The organism is Microbacterium foliorum, assembly GCF_003367705.1.
GTDB lineage: Bacteria > Actinomycetota > Actinomycetes > Actinomycetales > Microbacteriaceae > Microbacterium > Microbacterium foliorum.
Genome location: NZ_CP031425.1, coordinates 3,520,351 through 3,533,991, shown reverse-complemented (window position 1 = coordinate 3,533,991; position 13,641 = coordinate 3,520,351). Strand labels below are relative to the sequence as shown.

Genomic DNA, 13,641 nt, shown 5'->3' with positions numbered 1-13,641 from the left:
AGCGTTCAGCGTGTCGACGCGACGCGGCGCGGTGCGAGAGCACTTCCCCGCATGCACGAATGCGGCCTTGAGAATGACGATTAAGGGAGCATTTCGTGCGTCGCCGCACCGGATTCGACGTGTTCGGTTGACTATTCCCCACGCAATGGAATGCAACGTACACCGGTATACCATTACTCGTATACGCGCAGAGTCGTCAGTCCCCAGCTGACCCGCGCGTGGACGGTTCGACCGTCCTGCGGAGGGAGAGTCAGATCTTCTTCTGATCCCGAGGGGGGATGGGGTGGGCCGCTGTTCCCCAGACAGCCCCACCCCCACAACCCCGCCTCGGGCTCCCTTCTCAGAAGGATCTGGACCAGATCCAGAACACGACGAACCCGATCACGAACACGATCGGCAGCCAGCTGAAGCTCCGTTTGAGCCTGCGTCCCTCGTGTGCCACCCCCGGCGGCGGCGAGAGCATGCCGGCCGGCGGTGCGAACGGCAGTCGCGGGTCCGCGGACGACGAGGGCGCATCACCGCGGGCCGATGCGGCGGTCGTCGGATTCTCCTGCAGCAGACGCTCGTCTCGCCAGCGCTCCCACTGGTCGAGCTTCGTGATCACGGCGCCCACTGCACCGAACAGCCAGCCCCAGGTGGCCGGATCCAGCGTCGACGCCTTGCGCTGCGTGTAGAGGAACAGCCAGTCGTCGACGATCTCGACATCGAGCTCCGCGGCATTGTCGATGAACCGGGCCATGATGTCGGGCGTGAAGAGGTAGAGCGCGTCCCGCTCGTAGCCCTCCGGGCAGTACAGCGTGAAGTACCGATCGAAGTCGCCCTCGAGCGAGAGAATCTGCTCGCGCTGGAACGACGCGGGCAGATTCGACCCGAAGCCGTTGTTGCCCTTCGCGTCGAGCACGATGTTCGGCAGCGGCACGTCGAGCTTGACGGCGACATAGCCCCAGTGGTGCGTGGTCGAGTTCTTTCCCGACCCCGTCGTATACCGGTAGTTGGCGAACTCCACGAAACGCGGCACGGTGCCGCGCACGAGATCCGTGGCCTCGCGCGAGCGCCCGAGGCCGAACAGCATGCCCGGCAGGCGCGGATCGGACACCCGCGCCTCATACGACATGCCGTTCGCCCGGGCGAACGCATCGAGGCGATACCGCGCTACCCGGGCGCGGCGCCAGCTCACGACCCCGATCGAGATCGCGACGGCGGCCGCCGCGAGGATGCCGATACCGGCCACCGACGACGACCCCCCTGAGCCTGTGAGCAGTGAGAACATCGTCGCGCCGACGAACGTGAGGGCGACGAGGAACACGAGACCGAAGATCACGACGGCGAGAACCGACGAGGCCGAGAAGCCGGATGAGCCCCGGGCGCGGAGCTCGGCGGTGAACGCGCTCACGGCCCGCGCATCCACGGGATCGGTGAGCGGGCGCGCATCGAACGACGGAGCCGGCTGCGGTGTCGTCATCGGTTCACCTCGTCGGCATCCCAGGTCAGGTCGGCGTTCTCGGGGATCGGGAAGGCCTCGAGGCGCTCATCGGCGCAAATCGCGGCGATGAGGGCGCCGGATCCCGCGACGATCGTCGAGTCGTAGTCGATCTCGCACACGAGAACCCAGGCCCGGTCGTCGGGCCAGAGGATCGAGGGGGTCTGCGCCCGGGGGACGAAGCCGTGCGCCTCGCCCGGCAGGTCGCGCCACGGCACGTCCAGCACCCAGTCCGGGCGGGTGAAGTCGCTGATCGCCCCGCGGAACAGCACGTGATCGCGCCCGGGGAGGTGGAACCGCGGCCCCTCCGAGATCTCGCGTGACAGGATGCCCTCCTGCCAGGTCGGCGTGCGGAACGAGTTGTTCAGCGGGTCGTGGATGCTGCGATCGAGCATCGCCTGGTGATTCGGGTCGTCGGTGAACGTGAAGAACACCCGGGAGGGCGAGTGGCCGAGGAATCCGAGCAGATCACCCCGACCCTCCCAGAGCGCCGCGAAGCCGGCATCCGGGGTCGTGGTGTGGGAGACGAGGTGCGAGGCGATGATCGACAGGGTCTCCGGGGCGATCTCGCCCTCCATCGGCCCCGTGAACTCGCGCCCGTCGGGCGAGAGCCGCAGATTCCAGTCGCCGTCGGTCGGCGTGCGCACGATGCGCTGCCACTGGGCGAGCGGATGCAGGATCGTGCCGAACGCGGATGCCGTCTCGGCCCACGTCGCCGGCTCATCGATGTACTGGTCGAGCAGGCTCAGACGCTCCTCGTCCGGCATCCGCTCGTACTCCTCCTGCGAGGGCACAGCACGGTCGGGGAGGGAGCGCACGGTTGCCGGATGCAGGATGCGGGCGTACGACGCGAATCCGTGCGGGACGACGGCGTGCATCGTCGCATTCCACGGATCGTCGAGGCGCTCCCGCACCCAGTCCCCGGCCGAGGTGTCAGACATCCACTGCATGCGACCTACGGTACCGGCGAGCACATTCTTCACCCGAGGGCGCGGCGGAGGGGCCAGAATATGCGGAGAAGTGCGCGGTCCGTCGCAGACGGACGCGGGGAACGAGACGGTTCGGGAGGGCGTCCGATGATCGATGGAGTCTCAGTGGTGTCGGGCGAACGGGTCTTCCGTCGGCATCCGGCTCGGGCGGTGGTGAGCGCGATCCTGATCTCGGCGGCGCTGTCGGCGGCGACGCTGTTCATCCTCCCGCAGTTCCTGCCGCGTCGGATGGACCTCTCGACGCGGGGGATCATCGTGCTGGCGGTGGCGATCGCCCTGACCCTCGTGGTCTTCGTGTCGATCCTCTGGCTGCGCAACACCCGCATCGTCGTGCGCCCAGACCGGGTCGAGATCGGCCGTGCCGGGAACCGCGAGGTGTACGACCGCGCCACCACCGCCTTCCGCTCGAAGATCACCGAGCATCGCACCAACGGCCTCCGCAGCGGCATCACCCGTGCACTCATCATCGAGAACGCCGGCCGGGAGATCACGGTGGAGCTCCCCGGATTCACACGCGCGACGTTCAACGACCTGATGGCGACGCTCAACCCGATCGCGCCACCGGCCGCGGCTGACCCCGTCGCCGCGGCCAGGGAGAGAGCCCAGCTGCCCTCGTCGTTCACGGTCGATTCGACAGGGGAACGTCGGCTCGCGAACGGGCTGACGATCGGGGCCGTGATGTTGCTCGTCGTCGCCGCGGCCGTCGTCGTGCTCGCCCTGCAGCCCGGCTTCCTCGACGGAGAGCTCTCGGCGCTGGTGCTGCTGGTGCCGTTCGCAGGGCTCGCCGGCATCGTGCTCGCGATCGTGGCGTTCCAGCGACGGCGCGTGCTGAAGGCGATCCCTGCGCACATCACGGTGAGTCACCACGGCCTCCGTCTCGACGACGTCGATCTGCCGTTCTCGCAGCTAACCCGCATCTGGTTGACGCCGCCGGCGTATCCGGTGCGACGCATCCGGTTCGAGCGGGTGGCGGGCCGAGCGACCGTGCACGTGCTGGGGTCGTCCCGCGTGCAGATGACTCCGGAGTACACGACCCTCCTGCTCGCGCTGCGGGCCGAGACCGCTCAGCACCCCGAGATGCTTCGCCTCGACCTCGAATGAGGGTCAGACGAAACGGTGCCCACCGAGAGCGCCGACGCCGTTTCGTCTCACGACCTCCACCGCGCGACCGGCCGGGCCAGACGGTTGACAGGCGGTTCTGAGCGCTGCCGGGACGCCCTCCATAATCGGAGCATGACGTCCTCTGCATCCATCCCCTCGCTCGACGGCCGCCGCTTCACGATGGTCTCGTCGACCACCTCGGTCGTCGACGCCGACGCCCCCAGCGAGTTCGTCTACCGCGAGAAGGACGGGGCGATCTGGGGCGACTACTCGGGCGACACGGTGACCTTCGGCCGTTTCGTCGGCACCCGCACCGGCGACACGATCTGGGTCTCGTTCGTGCATGTGCTCGCCGCCGACGGCACCGTCGTCACCGGCAACGGCGAGAGCGAACTCGAACTCACCGACGACGGCCGCATCCGGCTCGTCGAGCACTACGAGATGCACGACCTGCCCCAGCTCAGCGTCTGCGAAGAGCCGGCCGCGGCCTGATCTCCCGCGTTCGGCAGGCGGTGGCGTGAGCGCCCTTCGTCTCGCTTCGCGGTTCCTGAGCGCCCTTCGTCTCGCTTCGCGGGGTGGGCGGCCTTCGCGGTTCCTGAGCGAGGAGCGCAGCGACGAGACGAAGGGCGCTCAGGGTGCGGGGAGTGTGGGCGTCGGACGCGCTTCGTCTCGCTGCGCTCGCTCAGCAGGCGGGGGTGGGCCGCCGCTCGGGAACCGCGCTTCGTCTCGCTTCGCTCGCTCAGCAGGCGGGGGTGGCCGCCGCTCGGGAGCCGTCCTTCGTTTCGCTTCGCGGTCCCGGAGCGCAGCGACGAGACGACGGGCGCTCAGCGCGGGGGAAGCGTGTCGCGACCCGGAGTCGCCGGCGTCCACCGCGTCATGCCCAGGGGCGTCGCCAGATCGCGCTCGGGCAGATCGCTCGGCAGCAGGTACGACCGGCGGATGACCTCGTCGAGCACGACGACGCTGACCACCGTGCGCACCTCGGGCAGCTGCGCGATGACGCCGGTCGTGAACTCGTGCACACCGCTGACGTCGACGGCCCGGATCAGCAGCATCGCATCGTGCTCGCCGGTCGTGATCGCGCACCATTCGATGTCGGGCATCTCGAGCACGCTCTCGCGGAACGACGCCCAGGCCTGCGGGTGCACCGTGACGAAGACGAGGGCGCCGATCGACAGCCCGGCCTTCGACTGATCGACCCTCGCGCTGAAGCCCGTGATCACGCCGTCCTGCATCAGCGACTCGACCCGCGTGTAGGCGTTCGCCCGCGAGATGCCGACCGTCTCGGCCAGTGCGGCGATCGAGATGCGACCGTTATCGCGCAGCGTCTCGAGGATTCTGTATCCGATGTCGTCCAGTGGGGCGCCACTTCGTCCAGATTGCCTCACAGCTTCGTCGCTCTTGGTGGACACAATGCTCCTCACGGAAGGGGTCTTGGACAGACTGTGATGCGGCCTGCATTCTTGCTGGACACATAGTCCCATACAATGCGAATCTGATCACCGGTCGTCCACCCGGCGTCGACCGAACCCGATGAACTCCTCGCCCTTGGAGGCCCCCATGTCGTCACGTCGCAGCACGTCCGTCATCGCGATCGGAGCTGTCGCGCTCCTCGCTCTCGCAGGTTGCTCCGGTGGCAACTCGGCGAACACCGGGGGCGACTCCGCAGGCTCCGACTCGCTCGTCATCGACACCGCGTTCTCGATCGAGACGACCGACCCCGGCCACACCTACGACCCGACCGGCAACATGATCGCGAAGGCGCTCTACGAGACCCTCGTCGACTTCGAGGGCTCCGACGTGTCGACCCCCGTTCCCGGACTCGCCTCGTGGGAGCAGAACGACGAGGCGACCGAGTTCACGTTCACGCTCGAGGGCGACCGGGTCTTCTCCGACGGCTCGCCGATCGAGGCCAAGGACGTCGTCTTCACCCTGCAGCGCATCCAGGGCATGACCGAGGCCAAGCCCAACTTCCTCCTCGGCGGACTGACGATCACCGAGGTCGACGACAAGACGATCTCGATCACCTCCGAGACGCCGCTGCTGCAGTTGCCGGCGATCCTCGCGAACCCGGCGCTGGGCATCGTGAACTCCGACGTCGTGATCGAGAACGGCGGAACGACCGACGGCTCCGACACCGCGCAGGAGTTCCTCGACGGCACGTCGGCCGGTTCCGGTCCGTTCGTGCTCGACACCCTCGACCTCTCGTCGCAGGTCGTGCTGACCAAGAGCGACGAGTACGACGGCGACGAGGAGGCCGCATACGGCCGCGTCGTCGTGCGCAACGTCTCGGAGAGCGCCACGCAGCTCGCGAACCTCAAGGGCGGCGACTCGATGGTCGCGATGGACCTGAACGGCGACCAGGTCTCGGGCCTCGGCGACGGACTGAACGTCGAGTCGGTGCCCTCCGGCCAGACCATCTTCCTGCTGCTGAACCAGTCCGAGGCCGTCGCGGGTGACCTCGCCAACGTGAAGATCGCCGAGGCGATCCGCTACGCCCTCGACTACGACGCGCTGCTCGAGCTCGCGGGTGCGGGCGCCGTGCAGGCGACCGGAGTCATCCCTCCCGGATTCGAGGGCGCACTCGACAGCGGCGTGGAGCAGGACCTCGACAAGTCCAAGGCCGCTCTGGCGGAGGCCGGCTACACCGGCCAGACCCTGAAGCTGCAGTTCCCGAACGACTACCCCGTCGGAGGTGTGGAGTTCACCCCGCTCGCCGAGCGCGTCCAGGCGCAGCTGAAGGATGCCGGCATCACGGTCGAGCTCGCTCCGGCGCCGTTCGCCACCGAGCTCGACGCCTACGTCAACGGCACCGAGGGCTTCGGTCTCTGGTTCTGGGGTCCCGACTACGCCGACTCCGCGAACTTCCTCCCGTTCGCTCCGGGCCTGAAGGTCGGACTGCGCGCAGGATGGGCCGCCGAGGCGAACCCCGAGATCGCGGGCATCGCTGCCGGGGCCGCCGCAGCGGCCGACGAGACCCAGCGCAGCGACGCCTTCACCTCGTTCGCCGAGGCGATGCAGGCCGACGGCCCCTTCGTTCCGCTGATCGTCCCGGGTCGCAACATCGCCACGGCTGACGCCGTCACCGGCGCCGTGTACAACTCGGTGTGGGAGATGGACATCGCCGAGATCACGCCTGCCGGCTGAGCGGAGCACGCACATGACGACGGTGGCCGTGCGACGGCAGGCACAGCGTCGCAGGTCTCCGCTCGTCGGATACCTGCTGCGCAGGATCGGCACCTCCCTGCTGCTTCTGGTGGGGGTCACGATCGTGACCTTCGCGCTGACGAATCTCGTGCCCGGCGACCCCGTGTCGGCGGCGCTGGGTGAAGGCGCGTCGCAGAACCCGGCGACGCGCGAGGCGTTCATCAAGGCGCAGGGTCTGGATCAGCCGCTCTTCGTGCAGTACTTCATCTACATGGGGAACCTGCTGCGCGGCGACCTCGGGCGATCGCTGGTGACCGGGCGACCGGTCACCAGCGACCTGGCAACGGCCGTGCCGGCGACGATCGAGATCGCGATCGGCGCCATCATCCTCAGCCTCGCCGTCAGCGTGGTGCTCGGCACCCTCGCCGCGTACCGTCGCGGCCTCGTCACCGACCAGGTCATCCGCATCGTCACACTGATCGGACTGAGCGTTCCGACCTTCTGGCTCGCTCTCGTCAGCTTCTACGTGTTCTTCCTCGAACTGCGGATCGCCCCGGGATCCGGGCGCATCTCGCCCTCGATCACCCCTCCGCCCCGTATCACCGGGCTCTACACCGTCGACTACCTGCTCAACGGCGACGGTGTCGGGTTCGCCGACGCGCTCGCCCACCTCGCTCTCCCGGTGATGGTGCTCTCGCTCGTCACGATCGGACTGCTCACCCGCTTCATCCGCACGTCGGTGCTCGAAGTGCTCGGCAGCGACTACGTGCGCGCGGCCAGGGCCAAGGGTCTTCCCGCGATGCGCGTGATCCTCGACTACGTGCTGCGGGGCGCCTCCCTGCCGATCCTCACCGTCGTCGGCGTGGCCTTCGGCTCGCTGCTGTCGGGCACGGTGCTCGTCGAGTCGGTGTTCGCATGGCCGGGCCTGGGCACCTACGCCTACAACTCGGCGGCGAATCTCGACCTCCCCGGCATCATGGGCGTCGGCCTCGTCGTCGGGGTCATCTACCTCCTCATCAACTTCGTCGTCGATCTGCTCTACGGCGTCCTCGACCCGAGAGTGAGGATCGCATGAGCCGCATCGACTCGGCATCCGGCCCCTGGCGGTTCCGGTTCCGCTGGCCGCGCGCCTGGCGCACGCCCCTCGGCGTGATCGGCACGGTGATCGCCGGCGCGTGGATCATCGTCGCCTTCACCGCCCAGTGGTGGGTGCCGTTCGGTCCGAACGCGCAGGTGCTCCCTCGCCTGCAGGCCCCCGGCATCGACACCCTGCTGGGCACCGACGGCAACGGCCGCGACATCTTCTCCCGCCTGATGACGGGTGCCACCGTGAGCCTGCCGCTCGCACTCATGCTCGTGATCGCGGCGATGGTCATCGGCACGGTGGTCGGCGCGGTCGCCGGCTACTTCGGCGGCTGGGTCGATGAGACGCTGATGCGCATCACCGACCTGTTCATGGCGTTCCCCACGGTCATCCTCGCGATGGTCGTGGCGGCCTCGCTCGGGCCGTCGCTGTTCAACGCGGTGATCGCGGCGATCGTCGTCTCCTGGCCGCAGTATTCGCGCGTCACCCGCAGCATCGTGCTCGGACTCCGCGGGCAGAACTACGTGATCGCCGGGCGCCTGCTCGGCCACTCTCCGCTGCGGACGCTGTTCGTCGACATCCTGCCGAACATCGCCGGCCCCGTGCTGGTGCTCGCGACGCTCGACATCGGCGCCGCGATCCTGCTGCTCTCGGGCCTCTCGTTCCTCGGCCTCGGCGCACAGCCGCCGACCGCCGAGTGGGGGTCGATGATCTCGGCCGCCATGCAGAACTTCGACGCCTGGTGGCTGGGTGTCTTCCCGGGACTCGCGATCCTCACGGTGGTGCTGGCCTTCAACTTCCTGGGAGACGCGATGCGCGACATCCTCGACCCGACGGCCGAGGTCACCCACGAGAAGCAGGCCGAGCACGTGGCATCCGCGAAGGGGGCGGCGGCATGACCGTCTCGACGACACCCGCGCTGAGCATCCGCGACCTGACGATCGACATCGGGCGTCCTCTCGTGCACGGCCTCTCGCTCGACCTCGAGGCCGGTCGCATCCACGGTCTCGCCGGTGAGTCCGGGTCGGGCAAGACGCTCACCTCGCTCGCCGTGCTCGGCCTGCTGCCCCGGCAGGCGCGCACCGGAGGATCCATCACGCTCGCGGGGGAGGAGCTGGTCGGCATGCGCCGTCGGGCGCTCAACCGCATCCGCGGCCGTCGCATCGCGATGATCTTCCAGGACCCGTCGGCGTCGCTGCACCCGCAGCTGCCGATCGGCCGGCAGCTGACCGACCACATGCGCGTGCACCTGGGCCTGCGCGGTGAGGCCGCGAAGGCCAGGGCCGTCGAGCTGCTCGAGACGGTGCAGGTGCCGAACCCGGATGCCGCGCTGAAGCGCTACCCGCACCAGTTCTCGGGCGGTCAGCGCCAGCGCATCGCGATCGCCTGCGCCCTCGCGTGCGACCCCGAGGTGCTGCTGGCCGATGAGCCGACCACCGCGCTCGACGTCACGGTGCAGGCCGGCATCCTTCGCCTGCTGCGCGATCTCGCGACCGAGCGCGACCTCGCGGTGCTGCTCGTCACGCACGACCTCGGCGTCATGAGCGCGATCGCCGACGAGGTCGCGGTCATGAAGAACGGACGCATCGTCGAGCGGGCCGACCGCGAGACGCTGTTCCGCGACCCGCAGCACGAGTACACCCGCACGCTGCTCGCCGCGCTGCCGGGGTCGAAGATCGAGATCGCGGATGCCGCTGAGGAGGCTGCAGATGAGTGAGGTCGCCGTTCTCGACGCGCAGGACGTCGTCGTGCGATACCCGGGCAGCCCGCCGGTGGTCGCCGTCGACGGCGTCTCCCTGACCGTTGCACCCGGCGAGACCGTGGCGCTGGTCGGCGAGTCGGGCAGCGGCAAGTCGAGCCTCGCGCGGGCGGTCGTCGGCATCGAGAAGCTCGCCGGGGGAGAGGTCCGCTTCCGTGGCGCCCCGGTGAAGCCGCTCGGCATCCGCCGCCGAGACCTCGCGCTCACCGGCATCCAGATGGTGTTCCAGGATCCCTCGACCTCGCTGAACCCGCGCCGTCGTGTGGGCGATCAGATCGCCGACGGCATCGCCACGGCCCGCGCCCGCGGCGCGGAGGGGTCGACCGTCGCCGAGTGGCTCGACCGCGTCGGGCTGCCGACCGAGGTCGCCACGCGATTCCCGCACCAGTTCTCGGGCGGTCAGAAGCAGCGCCTCGCGATCGCGCGGGCGCTCGCCGCCCGCCCGTCGCTGCTCGTCGCCGACGAGCCGATCTCGGCTCTCGACGCCTCGACCCAGACCAGCGTCGCCGGGCTGATGCGCGACCTGGTCGCCGAGGCCGGCGCGGGGATGCTGTTCATCTCGCACGACCTCGCGGTGGTGCGGCGCATCGCCGACCGCACCTTCGTGATGTTCGCGGGCCGAGTGCTCGAGGCGGGGGCCACCGATCGCGTGTGGTCTGCGCCCCGGCATCCGTACACCCAGGCGCTGCTCGCCGCGATCCCCGAACCCGACGGTGCCGGCCGCATCCCGGTGGCCCCGTCGACGAACGAGCGCACCGTCTGGTCGGAGATCGCCCCCGTCATCGATTGAGCTGCGCTCGCTCGCTCGCTCGCTCGCGCCGTCGGGAGGAAGACTCGCCCTCGGGAGGGTCCCTGTGGCTCGAGCCTCCTCCCGAGGGCGAGTTCTCCTCCCGAACGTCTCACCGATGCGTGGCCCGCTCGCTTCTGGATAAGCTTAGGCAACCCTTATCTGAGCGAACAGGTCTCTCCATGCCACTCACCCGCACCAGGGCGCTCGGCGCCCTCCTCGTCGCCGTCGTCTCCGCAGCGGCCCTGACCGCGTGCGCCCCCGCCACCGAGAACGCCGAGGGCGCCCCCGTGGTCGACTCCGACGCGTTCCCGGTCACGGTCGAGCACGCCTACGGAGACACCGAGATCCCCGAGCAGCCGCAGCGCGTCGTGACCGTCGGCGTCACCGAGCAGGACACCCTGTGGGCGCTCGGCGTGAAGCCCGTCGGCGTCACCGAATGGTACGGCGGGCACGACTTCGCCTCCTGGCCCTGGGCCGACGAGGCGCGCGGCGACTCGGAGCCCGAGGTGCTCACCACCACCGACGGACTCGACTTCGAGGCCATCGCCCTGCTCGACCCCGACCTCATCATCGGCACCAACGCGGGGATGACGGAGGAGGACTACGACCGCCTCTCCGACATCGCACCCACCATCGCGCACTCGGGCGACTACTCGATGTACTTCGAGCCGTGGGATGTGCAGACGCTGCAGATCGGCGAGGCTGTCGGCCTGAAGGACGAGGCGCAGAAGCTCGTCGACGACATCGACGCGCAGTTCGCGGAGGCCGCCGCCGCCCACCCGGAGTTCGCCGGAAAGTCGATCGTGTTCCTGCAGAACGCCATCTACGACGGCGCGGCCATCGCCTACCAGGACGGCCTGAGCACCGACTTCCTCACCGACCTCGGCTTCACGATCCCGTCGGACATCGACGCCTACGCGCCCGACGACACCTCGGGCGGACAGGCGACGATCCCGGTCGAGAACCTCGATGTGCTCAACTCCGCCGACGTGCTCATCTGGGGCACCGAGTCGGACGACGACATCGCCGCCCTCGAGGACGAGCCGTTCGTCACCGCGATCAGCGCCATGCAGAACTCGTCGGTCGTCTACACCGACGGCGTCACCGCCGGGGCGATCTACTTCACCTCGGCACTGAGCCTTCCCTACGTCCTCGACGCCCTCGTGCCCGCACTCGCGGATGCCGTGGCAGGCGACGGACCGGCGCGCACCGCCGAGTGACCGCACCCGCACGTACGAGCCGCGATCCGCACCGGGTGTCCACCCGGCGGGTCGCGCTCGTCGTCGCGCTCGCCGCGGTCACGCTGGTCGCGGCCGCGTTCGTCGGCCTGACCGTCGGGACCAAGATGGTCGGGCTCGACACCGCACTCGACGCGATCCTCCGGTTCGACGGCAGCGACCTCCAGCTGGTCGTGCGCGAGTCGCGCATCCCGCGCACCGTGCTCGGACTCGTCGTCGGCCTCGCGCTGGGAGCCGCGGGCGCCGTCATGCAGGGCCTCACCCGCAACGCCCTCGCCGACCCCGGCATCCTGGGCGTGAATGCCGGAGCCTCCGTGGCGGTCGCGATCGCCGTCGCCGCCCTCGGCATCCGCGACTTTCCCCACCTGATGGCGTTCGCCCTCGCCGGAGCGCTCGTGGCGACCATCGCCGTGGTGCTGCTCGGGGCCGCAGGCGGCGGCAGTCCGGTGACGCTCATCCTCTCGGGCGTCGCGCTCGCGGCCGTGCTCGGCGGCATCACCACCGCACTCGTGCTGCTGAACCCCACAGCCTTCCTGCAGATGCGCAGCTGGGAATCGGGCGCGCTCGCCGGACGCGACCTCTCGATCCTCCTCGCGGCCGGACCCATGATCGCCCTCGGGCTCGCCGTCGCGCTGCTGATGACCCGCGGCCTCGACGTGCTCGCCCTCGGCGACGAGACGGCGGCGGCGCTGGGCGTCAGGATCGGCCGGCTGCGTGCCGCGGCCGTCGTCGCCGTCACCCTGCTCGCGGGAACGGCGACCGCGATCGCCGGTCCGATCGCGTTCCTCGGCCTGGCCGCCCCGCACATCGCGCGCGGAGTCGTCGGCGCCTCGCAGAAGGCCATCGTGCCGCTCGCGGCGGTGATCGGGGCGATCGTCGTCGTGCTCGGCGACGTGATCGGCCGGGTGATCATCGCTCCGCAGGAGGTGCCGGTCGGCATCGTGATGGCGTTCGTCGCCGCTCCCTTCCTCATCGGGATCGGCCGCCGCAGGAACCCGGTGCAGCTGTGAGCGCCGACACCCGGATGTCCCTGCGGCAGGCGCGACGCACGCTCGATCGCCGGGGCCGCATCGCGATGAGCATCCTCGTGGCCGCGCTGCTCACCTCGTTCGTCGCAGGCCTGTCGATCGGCGACACCGTGCTGTCACCGATCAGGGTCGTCCAGGCCCTGTTCGAGACCGACGGCGGCATCCGCATGGTCGTGGTCGACTGGCGTCTGCCGCGGGCGCTCGCCGCGGTGTTCTTCGGAGCCGCGCTCGCGCTCTCGGGAACCGTGTTCCAGACCATCACCCGCAATCCGCTGGGCAGCCCCGACGTGATCGGCCTGACGACCGGCGCCTACACGGGCGCCCTGATCGTGATGACCGGCGGCAGCGGATCGGGGGTCGCCGTCGCGATCGGCGCGATCCTCGGCGGCTTCGGCACCGCCGCGCTCGTGGCCCTGCTCATCGCCGGTCGAGGAGCTCTCGGATACCGCATCGTGATCGTCGGCATCGGGGTGAGCGCGGTTCTCGCGGCGGTCAACGCCTGGATGCTGCTGCGCGCCCGACGGGAGGTGGCGGTCTCCGCGGCGATCTGGGATGCCGGATCGCTCAACGGTGTTGGCTGGGCGCAAGCCCTGCTGCCGATCGCGGTCGTGACGGTGCTCATGATTGTGCTGTGGCTCGCGCAGCGCGGACTGTGGCTGATCGAGCTCGGCGACGACATCGGCACCAGCCTGGGCGGACGGATGGGTCTCACCAAGGCCGGGCTCGTGGCCATCGCGGTCGGCCTGATCGGTGTGGTGACAGCGGTGATCGGTCCCATCGCGTTCATCGCACTCGCCGCTCCGCACCTCGCGAAGCTGATCGCGAAGAACGGCCCCGCGCACCTGATCGCGACCGCGCTGATGGGAGCGACGCTGCTCTCGCTCGCCGACATCATCGGACAGAACGCCGTGCCGAAGCACGCGCTGCCGGTCGGCGTCGTCACCCTCGTTCTCGGCGGGGTGTACCTGATGTTCCTCGTGGTGCGCACGGCGCGACGACGGTTCTGAGTCCGCGGCCGGAGGGTC

General features: G+C 69.6%; 13 protein-coding genes. 10 read left to right on the top strand and 3 right to left on the bottom strand.

Going from position 1 to position 13,641, the window contains the following annotated elements; all coding sequences use genetic code 11:
• Positions 1-340: 340 nt before the first annotated feature.
• Positions 341-1,462 carry a hypothetical protein gene (locus DXT68_RS16670; protein ID WP_045253978.1) on the bottom strand — a complete coding sequence of 374 codons (1,122 nt, stop codon included), beginning with the start codon at positions 1,460-1,462 and terminating at the stop codon, positions 341-343.
• Positions 1,459-2,421: a hypothetical protein gene (locus tag DXT68_RS16665; protein WP_244268175.1), complete on the bottom strand. Its 963-nt coding sequence runs from the start codon at positions 2,419-2,421 to the stop codon at positions 1,459-1,461. The genes DXT68_RS16670 and DXT68_RS16665 overlap by 4 nt, the downstream gene beginning before the upstream one ends.
• Before the next feature lie 135 nt (positions 2,422-2,556).
• Between DXT68_RS16665 and DXT68_RS16660 the strand changes: the two genes are divergently transcribed.
• Together DXT68_RS16660 and DXT68_RS16655 are read left to right on the top strand one after the other, a co-directional pair.
• Positions 2,557-3,570, top strand: a complete 1,014-nt coding sequence (locus DXT68_RS16660; RefSeq protein WP_045253976.1) for a hypothetical protein — start codon at positions 2,557-2,559, stop codon at positions 3,568-3,570.
• Positions 3,571-3,702: 132 nt separating this feature from the next.
• Positions 3,703-4,062 (top strand): avidin-fold protein, encoded by a 360-nt coding sequence (locus tag DXT68_RS16655; protein ID WP_230111399.1) that lies wholly within the window; start codon positions 3,703-3,705, stop codon positions 4,060-4,062.
• A gap of 332 nt (positions 4,063-4,394) precedes the next feature.
• Here the strand turns inward: DXT68_RS16655 and DXT68_RS16650 are convergent, their stop codons facing one another.
• Positions 4,395-4,958 (bottom strand): Lrp/AsnC family transcriptional regulator, encoded by a 564-nt coding sequence (locus tag DXT68_RS16650; protein ID WP_244918548.1) that lies wholly within the window; start codon positions 4,956-4,958, stop codon positions 4,395-4,397.
• A gap of 172 nt (positions 4,959-5,130) precedes the next feature.
• On the opposite strand from DXT68_RS16650, the gene DXT68_RS16645 reads away from it, so the two are divergent.
• The 8 genes from DXT68_RS16645 to DXT68_RS16610 all read left to right on the top strand — a co-directional run bounded on the left by DXT68_RS16645 (position 5,131) and on the right by DXT68_RS16610 (position 13,623).
• Positions 5,131-6,717 (top strand): ABC transporter substrate-binding protein, encoded by a 1,587-nt coding sequence (locus tag DXT68_RS16645; RefSeq protein ID WP_045253975.1) that lies wholly within the window; start codon positions 5,131-5,133, stop codon positions 6,715-6,717.
• 13 nt (positions 6,718-6,730) lie between these two features.
• On the top strand, positions 6,731-7,792 hold the full coding sequence (locus tag DXT68_RS16640) for an ABC transporter permease (protein ID WP_045253974.1): 1,062 nt from the start codon (positions 6,731-6,733) through the stop codon (positions 7,790-7,792).
• Positions 7,789-8,700, top strand: a complete 912-nt coding sequence (locus tag DXT68_RS16635) for an ABC transporter permease (RefSeq protein ID WP_045253973.1) — start codon at positions 7,789-7,791, stop codon at positions 8,698-8,700. Before DXT68_RS16640 ends, DXT68_RS16635 begins: the two co-directional genes overlap by 4 nt.
• The gene (locus DXT68_RS16630; RefSeq protein ID WP_045253972.1) at positions 8,697-9,518 is read left to right on the top strand and encodes an ABC transporter ATP-binding protein; all 822 of its coding nucleotides are present in this window, start codon (positions 8,697-8,699) and stop codon (positions 9,516-9,518) included. The genes DXT68_RS16635 and DXT68_RS16630 overlap by 4 nt, the downstream gene beginning before the upstream one ends.
• Positions 9,511-10,350 carry an ABC transporter ATP-binding protein gene (locus DXT68_RS16625; protein WP_045253971.1) on the top strand — a complete coding sequence of 280 codons (840 nt, stop codon included), beginning with the start codon at positions 9,511-9,513 and terminating at the stop codon, positions 10,348-10,350. The genes DXT68_RS16630 and DXT68_RS16625 overlap by 8 nt, the downstream gene beginning before the upstream one ends.
• A 179-nt stretch (positions 10,351-10,529) precedes the next feature.
• Positions 10,530-11,570 (top strand): ABC transporter substrate-binding protein, encoded by a 1,041-nt coding sequence (locus tag DXT68_RS16620; RefSeq protein ID WP_045253970.1) that lies wholly within the window; start codon positions 10,530-10,532, stop codon positions 11,568-11,570.
• Positions 11,567-12,598 (top strand): FecCD family ABC transporter permease, encoded by a 1,032-nt coding sequence (locus tag DXT68_RS16615; protein WP_045253969.1) that lies wholly within the window; start codon positions 11,567-11,569, stop codon positions 12,596-12,598. The genes DXT68_RS16620 and DXT68_RS16615 overlap by 4 nt, the downstream gene beginning before the upstream one ends.
• Positions 12,595-13,623 carry a FecCD family ABC transporter permease gene (locus DXT68_RS16610; RefSeq protein WP_052677701.1) on the top strand — a complete coding sequence of 343 codons (1,029 nt, stop codon included), beginning with the start codon at positions 12,595-12,597 and terminating at the stop codon, positions 13,621-13,623. Before DXT68_RS16615 ends, DXT68_RS16610 begins: the two co-directional genes overlap by 4 nt.
• Positions 13,624-13,641: the final 18 nt, after the last annotated feature.